A 7,649-nucleotide genomic window follows, 5' to 3' on the forward strand; every position below is an offset into this window, starting at 1 on the left:
TATTCATTGGCCGATCATTCGGCGTTGTTCCGTTTGTCGCAGCGACAAAAACACAGACACTGTGGCTCCGCCTGATTTAAGCCCCCGTTGCCGGGGCGGGATTCGAACCCGCGTTTCCTATGGAGTACCTGTCGCATTCGCTGCCTTCACTACAAATAAGGTGGCACGACAAAAGTGGGTGACTGTTGCGCGTTGCCGCGCTCCGGGATTAACCGGACTCCAATGTACAGCCACCCGGCATTCGTGCCGTCACACGCGCTGACAAGGGTTTGATGAGACGTCTTGGATGTAGTCCCACCAGCATTCAGCGCCTGTGATAAATCAATTCATTGCATGTTTTCGATCGCTTCAACCCAATGCTGCGCACCGTAATGACCGCTGGTGAACTGCTCGATCACATCAAACACCGCATCGCTGAAACCGCCGACGTTCAAGATGTCATCGCGATCCGCTGCCTGTGTTGCATGGCCAGGCTGGATATCGATGCACACCAGTCGCGCCTGCGGGTTGATCTGCTTGATCCGCTCCCATTGACGCATCGTCTCACTGGCTCCCCGACGTCGTATGTCGATCCAGGATTCGTTGTCCGATACCAGAATCAGCGTGTCGACCCTGGCCTTACTGTCGGCCAGTTTCGCCAGCGGTGCCGAGCAGTTGGTGCCACCGCCAAAAATACCGGCGAGTTTCTCCGCATTACTGATCACGCTGTCACGCGGGTTGAGCTGGATATCCACCACGCCCACTTCGAACGGCATCACCCGTGCCAGCGGTTGTTTGCGCAATACGGCTGCTGCCACCAGCGCCGCGACATCGATGCAACGCACCACCGAAGTCGCGCCTTGGCGATAACCGGTTGCCGGGCTGCCCATCGAGCCCGAGACATCCGGGCAAACCACCACTGAACCTTGCAGTTGTGGCACGTTGGCCAACGACAATTCCAATGCATCCTGCAACGCTTCACGTATCCGCGCTGGAATGTCCTCACCCATCATTCGATAGGCAGCCAGCAACTGGTACGGATACACCCGCGCCTTGGCAACTTCTTGCGGATCCGCCAACCGCGCCGCCACATACTCGACGCAACCTGGCACTTCAAACGCACCGTGGCGAGCCAGAGTGTTGAGGTTGATACGCAGCCCCTGCCAGCCCATGTTGCGAGCCTGAGCGGCCCATTGTTCCTTGCTCAAGGTTTCGTTGCCGAGCAACTGGAACGGCACCGCTGGCACTTCTTCAATCGCGCCGCTGCGAAACGCCAGCAGATCGCGGGTCAATTGCGGAAGCGCCTGTACATCCACCGGCTTACCGATCAACCAAGCGAAGAACGCTTCGCGCCAGGCTTCGGCAGGTTTTGGATGAACCATTTTCACGACATCTGCCAACGAAGGCTGATTGCCAATCGATGCTTGCAAGAGTTGGCGTTCAGTCGCGCTGTTCAACCAGTTCTGCACCAATCGCTTCGGCTGCGAACCAAGGGATTTACGCCCGGTCGCACCGCTGCGGAGGATCTGCACAAAGTTGCGCAACATTTTGCCGCTATCGATCACTTGCTCGAAAACCTGCGGCACCAGCATTGAACGCTGAGCGGTCAATGCGGCCAACAGCAATGCCGGCATGTCTTTCATATGGCCTTTTTTACGAGCGTAAATCGCCGCCTTGGCAACGAAGCTACTGTCCAGTTCGGCCACCAGTTTCAACACGTGCTCCAGTTGGCTTTCAGCAGAAGCGTAAAAGGTCTGGTTGAGGCAACCGGTCACTGCCAATTGAGCCAGTTGATGCCTGGGTGTGTAGGCATAGGCCGAGGCACCGGAGGCATTCAGAGTGTCGCAGGCTGGCAAGTGATTCGATTGCGTATTGAAGAGATTCTGGTTGGCCATCGTGGCATCTCGCTGTGTTGTCCTGTTCGTTGCGATAGGTATTGCAGCCGCTGTGCCAGTTTTGTTTTTGTTTTTTTTATTATTTTTATCTTATTGATTTATAACGGTTTTTTATTTTTCAGAGCGCTTCTGCCAATTAAATTCGCGACAAGCCCATCAACGAAAATCTATCATTGGATATCGTCTTTTATCTTCTGAGATAAACATGCCCAGCAAACGCACAGTCGCCATCGGTTTCATCGGAGCCACCCTTGATCGCGTCGGTAAAGGCGCCAACCGCTGGAGCCACTGGCGACCCAGCGTAGGGTTGTGCCAACAGCCGGATGTGCTGATCAACCGCCTGGAACTGATTCACGGTGTCGATGCCCGCGATATCAGCCTCGCCGAGCGCGTTCGCGCTGATATCCAACAGATCTCCCCGGAAACCGAAGTGCGCCTGCACTCGATGTCGCTGCGTAATCCGTGGGATTTCGAAGAGGTCTACGGTGCACTGCACGACTTCACCACCGCCTACGATTTCGACACCGAGCAGGAGGACTATCTGGTTCACATCACCACCGGCACCCACGTCGCGCAGATTTGCTGGTTCCTGCTGACCGAAGCGCGCTACCTGCCGGCACGCCTGATCCAGACTTCGCCCGCCAAACGCAAAAGCGAAGACGAACACGCCACCGGCACTCACGCCCTGATCGACCTCGACCTGTCGCGCTACGATCGCATCGCTTCGCGCTTCGCCAACAAACGCCTGGAAGGCCTCGAGTTCTTGAAGTCAGGCATCGCCACGCGCAACGCCGCATTCAACCGCTCCATCGAACAGATCGAACGCGTTGCAGTGCGCTCTAAAGCGCCGATGCTGCTGATCGGCCCGACCGGCGCCGGCAAATCCTTCCTCGCCCGACGCATCTTCGAACTCAAGCGCAGCCGCCATCAGATGCAGGGCCGCTTTGTCGAAGTGAACTGCGCTACCCTGCGCGGCGACGGCGCAATGTCTGCATTGTTCGGCCACGTCAAAGGCGCATTCACCGGCGCACAAAACGCCCGCGACGGACTGCTGCGGGCGGCCGATGGTGGCATGTTGTTTCTCGATGAAATCGGCGAACTGGGCGCAGACGAACAGGCGATGCTGCTCAAGGCGATTGAAGAAAAACGCTTCTTCCCGCTCGGCTCGGACAAGGAAGTCGACAGCGACTTCCTGATCATCGCCGGCACCCATCGCGACTTGCGCAGCCGGGTTGCTGAAGGCTTGTTCCGCGAGGACCTGTACGCGCGCATCAACCTGTGGACTTTCGACCTTCCCGGTCTCGCGGGACGTCGCGAGGATATCGAGCCGAACATCGATTTCGAGCTGGAACGCCACGCTCGTGAACATGGGCAACTGGTGCGTTTCAACCTGGAAGCACGCCGCCGCTATCTGGCGTTCGCCAGCTCCAGGGAAGCGGCATGGCTGGGCAATTTTCGCGAACTGTCCGCGTCGATCACGCGGATGGCGACACTGGCCGACAGTGGGCGAATTGATGAAGCGCAAGTGCAGGAAGAAATTGATCGGTTGCGCTACGCATGGGGTCTGGCGCAACCCGCAGGCATTACGGATGACTTGCCGGGAGATGGCGAGAGCATGGATCTGTTTGATCGCCTGCAATTGAAGGGTGTGCTTGAGGTTTGCCGACAGGCCGACAGCCTGTCAGATGCCGGGCGAAAACTGTTTGGAGTATCGCGACAAGCCAAGGCGCAGCCGAATGATGCCGATCGACTGAGGAAATATCTGACGCGATTCGGGCTCGAGTGGAGCGGCATAACCCAATCGTAATGCCTACCACTCGTCCAGCGCCGAGCACCTTTGCCTTCGGCGCACTTCCAATACGGTACACCCCCTGCGTGGAAGGCTTAGATGATGAACAAGAACATGACCGCCCTATCGCTCGCCAGCCTGCTTATCCTCGGCCCGCTCTACGCCCTGGCAACTGAAAAGACAACAGCGGACTCTGCCGCCCCACCCAATGCTCTACCGGGCGTCAATCAGTCCAAAAGTTCGCGCGCCAATGATGAGAAGGCCAACAAAAAAGGTGAGGAATCCTCGGGAGGTAATTCCGGGGCACAGCCGCATGAGACGGAAAAGGATGCAGCCACTTCGAGCGATTCGGAGGACATCAAGAAGGAGCCGAAACAGTAGCACTCGTTACCGGCCTGCCGTGCAAGAACCGTTGGTGCCAAATTCCTCTTCTACTCAGAGATATGCTGCGCCAAGGCCGTCAAGTGCAGTCCCGAAGTTGACGTCATTGCCTTGGGCAGTCGTCGATATATTGATACTCGAAGGGAAAAAAGACTGTATCAACCACGAACGAAAACGGCGCGTCGATAAGCAAAAAAGGGATCAACTTTCCATGGGATTCGCCTACCAGCCACCAATCCAATCTCAAGCCGATGTAGGGGCATCGATGCTCGTCGTAATCCAACCGCATCGCAGTTGCCGCACACCCACTTAGACTGGCACTCAAAACCAGCAAAATCACTTTACGCAACACGTAACGTCCTTATCACTCATTCAAAAACTGCGCATCCCGCGACAACAAATAGCCGATGCAATACCACCAAGCGCGGGCTTTGGTGGTTTTTATGCAGGCCCTACAAGCAAGCAGGAACCGCCAGCGTGTCGGCAACCAACGTAAAAGGCAGGTCGATAATGATGAAAGGCCCGATGATTGGCATCAATTCCTTGAACTCGTACTCCGTTCCGTTAAAGCACGAAATAGGGCCATAGGAATTGGCGGCAAACCATGCGCAGCCGTTCAACTGCGAGGTAGCCAAAATCAAGATCAGCTGGCGTAGCACTTAACTTCCTTATTACTTATCCGTTGTGAAACTCGCACTAACTCGCGACTAATAACGAGGGCAAGCTCAGTACCAGCAAAAAGGAAGTGAAACCGTATCGGCCACGAAAGTGAACGGCAAATCAATGAGGACAAGGGGGCCGAGAAACTGCGCGAGCACGTACTCGCCCTTGACGCCGTCATAGCAGTCATAGGGAGGGTTCGTAACAGCCCCAAGCCAAGCGCAACCACTCAGTGGCGAGGCCGCCAGAATCAAGATCAACTTCCGTATCACGTAACTTCCTTATTACTTTTGCGTTGTTTGCCTCAGAGACGCAGGGGCCGGCAAATCAGGCGGCTTTTTAACAGACCGCTGTTAGGCAATCAACATTCTTTTGGCAGCGTCCGGTAATCACTTATTGACTTCTATAGGTTGATATGTTGCTTTTATAGACTGGCTAAACTGCATATTTTCCTTATTATTCAATTACCTATGTAGGCTCTGTGGTCACCTTGCCATGGTGGCGCAATAACTTCGCCTCAAAGTCCCGCGATGGCAAATGCAGTCGAAGTGCGTGTACTTTCCTCCTCCGGCGTTCTGCCTAGGAACCATCCAAAAATGCTACAGCGCGCTACCTCACCCTCGCCCACTTGGCGCCACGATTACTGTACACACACAAACCTGTACAGCAGATATCGTCATGACTGCTGCCTAGGCACTTCAGATGCACATCGACCAGTTCAAGGCTTCACTGGGTGGCAAAGCGCGTATGCCGGCAGTTCCTGCAGATTTCGCCGGAGTCATCAAAAGCAAGAGGATGATCAGCAGTCTACGCGACTCCGCCGACTCCGAATTGGCCAAGGCGAAGATCGACGGAAGTCAGATTGGCGACAGAATCCGGAGCAATATGGCCAGCCTGGACGAACTCGCCGCCGACTACCTGTTCCTGTTCAACTAAGTGCAGCAGTTGGTGATATAGGCAAACGACGACCTGGTCGCGTTGACCAAGATGCGGATCTCGAAACACCAAAATGTAGAGGAACAGAAAGCCGAAACCCAGCGTGAGCAGATCCGCAACCAGGAGCTGCAATGAATCGAGGCTGAAGCTACTGCTGAGTCTGCACCAGTCGCCAGTCGCGTACCGATGAAAGTTTCTACACCGGCTCAGCCTGCCAATACAGCCGAAGCATCGGTGAATCTGCAGGCCGAAGTGTTCGATCTGGAGTCGCTGATATAGCCCTCGCCTACGGCCACGCCCCTATTTCGATGCTCACCGTGGATTGGGACAACCTCGACGCGATGGCCGCAGCCCAAGGCGACAAGTTCAGCATGTCCGGGGTGAGGCTGGTTAAGGTTGACAGCATGATCCGCCTCAAGCCTTGGTCGATTGAGTGAACATCCAGCCAAATGCAACCACGCCAATGATAGGTCGTATCAGATCCGCCGCTGAGGCCATGCCGGAAAACACCTGTAGCCCGGTTATTACCATCACCGCCAATGCCGCGAGAATGCCAAATGCTGCGATCCAGCGAAAATACCTTGGAAACATTGTGTAACTCCCTTATGAGGGGCGGCATCGTAATTGCATTTAGCCATCACTTCAATCTACGTATCGAGATGGATCACGAACTGTCGGGCTAAAGGTTACTGAACTGGCTGTACTTGCCGGCCAGCGGAATTGAAGAGGTAGACCATGGCCAAGAGCAACGCGGAACGTTCAGAGAAAGTCGCGGCGAAGAGGAAGGGCCGCGGCGAAGTAGAAGTTCGGCTTCACAGCCTGCCCGCTACGCGCCAAGCCTTTGCGGAGCTGAGAGCCTGGGGCACTGGCACGGCGGGTGTTGGAGATTGCAGGATGAGCGAAGTCAGCCGGTATTGGGTGGAATGGCGACGGATATCGGTTCGGATTTTCCACAGCGTGGGATCCGAAAGACGACGAGCTGGTGATGTGGCCGGACTTCAAGCGCGTCCAGGACGAGCGTGATGCCCTGCAGGAGCCCCTGAACGCAGCGGATCAGCGGATTGATGTGTTGACCGATCAACAGGCTGAAGCGATCGACCTGCTCAAGTACCTCAAAGACGAACGCGAATACCCATACGATTTCGAGCAGCGTCTCAAAGCCGCAACCCAGCATTAACTCCCCCCCCCCTTCAAAGTCAGCCGCTATAGCGGCAAGGACGAAGTCATGACCAAAGAAAAGCTTGCCGCCGAATTGAGCGTCATCCAACACCCGGCTACCGCTCTATCACCAAGGAGCAAATTACAGCGACCAAGGTTGCCGGCCTAGTGATTGTCTTCGACGTCAGTGATGACCTGATGGGATTCGAAGGTTCATGAAAACGTACGATGAGATTCCGAAACGCAAACGCGTCTACTGGGACGAGAACGGCGGCGAAGAATGCTGGCGAGAATTCGGGATCGCAGGAAGCAAGGTGCCTAGTTTTGCGCAGGCACAAAAAAGCCGATCTAGATGATCGGCTTAAGCGTCTGATTTTATTCAGGAATAATGGTCGGGACGGAGTGATTCGAACACTCGACCCCTAGCACCCCATGCTAGTGCGCTACCGGACTGCGCTACGCCCCGACTGATGTTGCATTTCGCTCTTCACCTCTAAGAGCGCTCAAGAATATATCGCAAGCTTTTGAAAACTGGAAGTATTCAAACGCAGCTTTTTATTTCTTGAGTACCACCAGTACATCTTCGAGCTCGGCGATCATCTGGCGGATCATTTGCTTGTATTGGGTGGTGTCGTCTTTGGCTTCATCGCCGGACAAACGCAGACGGGCGCCACCGATGGTGAACCCCCGATCGTAAAGGAGCGCGCGGATCTGCCGGATCATCAGCACGTCCTGGCGCTGATAATACCGGCGGTTTCCGCGGCGTTTGACGGGGTTGAGTTGAGGAAACTCCTGCTCCCAATAGCGCAGCACGTGTGGCTTTACGGCACAGTGCTCGCTGACTTCACCAT

The 7,649-nt window shown here is 55.4% G+C and carries 10 protein-coding genes and 1 tRNA gene; 3 read left to right on the top strand and 8 right to left on the bottom strand.

The genetic code is table 11. The annotated features are described in order from the left end of the window. Positions 1–326: 326 nt before the first annotated feature. Positions 327–1,874, bottom strand: a complete 1,548-nt coding sequence (locus ACIONG_RS11335) for an RNA-binding protein (protein WP_401299261.1) — start codon at positions 1,872–1,874, stop codon at positions 327–329. Between the two features lie 205 nt (positions 1,875–2,079). Here ACIONG_RS11335 and rtcR point away from each other — a divergent pair, with 205 nt between their 5' ends. Both rtcR and ACIONG_RS11345 read left to right on the top strand, forming a co-directional pair. Then, the gene (gene rtcR / locus ACIONG_RS11340; RefSeq protein WP_401299264.1) at positions 2,080–3,681 is read left to right on the top strand and encodes an RNA repair transcriptional activator RtcR; all 1,602 of its coding nucleotides are present in this window, start codon (positions 2,080–2,082) and stop codon (positions 3,679–3,681) included. Between the two features lie 84 nt (positions 3,682–3,765). Further along, entirely contained in the window at positions 3,766–4,044 is a 279-nt protein-coding gene (locus ACIONG_RS11345; RefSeq protein ID WP_401299291.1) for a hypothetical protein, read from the top strand. 103 nt (positions 4,045–4,147) lie between these two features. Here the strand turns inward: ACIONG_RS11345 and ACIONG_RS11350 are convergent, their stop codons facing one another. The 3 genes from ACIONG_RS11350 to ACIONG_RS11360 all read right to left on the bottom strand — a co-directional run bounded on the left by ACIONG_RS11350 (position 4,148) and on the right by ACIONG_RS11360 (position 4,976). Further along, positions 4,148–4,396: a YceK/YidQ family lipoprotein gene (locus ACIONG_RS11350; RefSeq protein ID WP_315445731.1), complete on the bottom strand. Its 249-nt coding sequence runs from the start codon at positions 4,394–4,396 to the stop codon at positions 4,148–4,150. A 100-nt stretch (positions 4,397–4,496) separates the two neighbouring features. Continuing rightward, positions 4,497–4,703 carry a YceK/YidQ family lipoprotein gene (locus ACIONG_RS11355; RefSeq protein WP_249412114.1) on the bottom strand — a complete coding sequence of 69 codons (207 nt, stop codon included), beginning with the start codon at positions 4,701–4,703 and terminating at the stop codon, positions 4,497–4,499. A gap of 66 nt (positions 4,704–4,769) precedes the next feature. After that, a complete protein-coding gene (locus ACIONG_RS11360) occupies positions 4,770–4,976 on the bottom strand; it encodes a YceK/YidQ family lipoprotein (RefSeq protein ID WP_103304905.1) in 207 nt (68 codons plus the stop codon). Between the two features lie 430 nt (positions 4,977–5,406). Here ACIONG_RS11360 and ACIONG_RS11365 point away from each other — a divergent pair, with 430 nt between their 5' ends. After that, positions 5,407–5,640 (top strand): hypothetical protein, encoded by a 234-nt coding sequence (locus ACIONG_RS11365; RefSeq protein WP_401299269.1) that lies wholly within the window; start codon positions 5,407–5,409, stop codon positions 5,638–5,640. A 414-nt stretch (positions 5,641–6,054) separates the two neighbouring features. Here ACIONG_RS11365 and ACIONG_RS11370 read toward each other — a convergent pair whose 3' ends face one another. From ACIONG_RS11370 to ACIONG_RS11385, 4 genes are all read right to left on the bottom strand, one after another. After that, positions 6,055–6,231, bottom strand: coding sequence for a hypothetical protein (locus ACIONG_RS11370; protein WP_401299272.1), 177 nt, complete (start codon positions 6,229–6,231; stop codon positions 6,055–6,057). Between the two features lie 313 nt (positions 6,232–6,544). After that, positions 6,545–6,910, bottom strand: coding sequence for a hypothetical protein (locus tag ACIONG_RS11375; protein WP_401299278.1), 366 nt, complete (start codon positions 6,908–6,910; stop codon positions 6,545–6,547). Positions 6,911–7,187: 277 nt separating this feature from the next. Then, positions 7,188–7,264: transfer RNA gene (locus ACIONG_RS11380), tRNA-Pro, on the bottom strand. A gap of 89 nt (positions 7,265–7,353) precedes the next feature. Then, positions 7,354–7,649 (bottom strand): MerR family transcriptional regulator (locus ACIONG_RS11385; RefSeq protein ID WP_401299281.1); only part of this gene is annotated, 296 nt, incomplete at its 5' end.

It is taken from the genome of Pseudomonas sp. NPDC087817 (genome assembly GCF_044742875.1).
Lineage (GTDB): Bacteria > Pseudomonadota > Gammaproteobacteria > Pseudomonadales > Pseudomonadaceae > Aquipseudomonas.

Bases quoted from the DNA above. Each gene is read 5' to 3' on its own strand.
- ACIONG_RS11365 (WP_401299269.1), top strand. From the start codon at position 5,407: ATGCACATCGACCAGTTCAAGGCTTCACTGGGTGGCAAAGCGCGTATG.
- ACIONG_RS11345 (WP_401299291.1), top strand. From the start codon at position 3,766: ATGAACAAGAACATGACCGCCCTATCGCTCGCCAGCCTGCTTATCCTC.
- ACIONG_RS11335 (WP_401299261.1), bottom strand. From the start codon at position 1,874: ATGGCCAACCAGAATCTCTTCAATACGCAATCGAATCACTTGCCAGCC.
- rtcR (WP_401299264.1), top strand. From the start codon at position 2,080: ATGCCCAGCAAACGCACAGTCGCCATCGGTTTCATCGGAGCCACCCTT.
- ACIONG_RS11370 (WP_401299272.1), bottom strand. From the start codon at position 6,231: ATGTTTCCAAGGTATTTTCGCTGGATCGCAGCATTTGGCATTCTCGCG.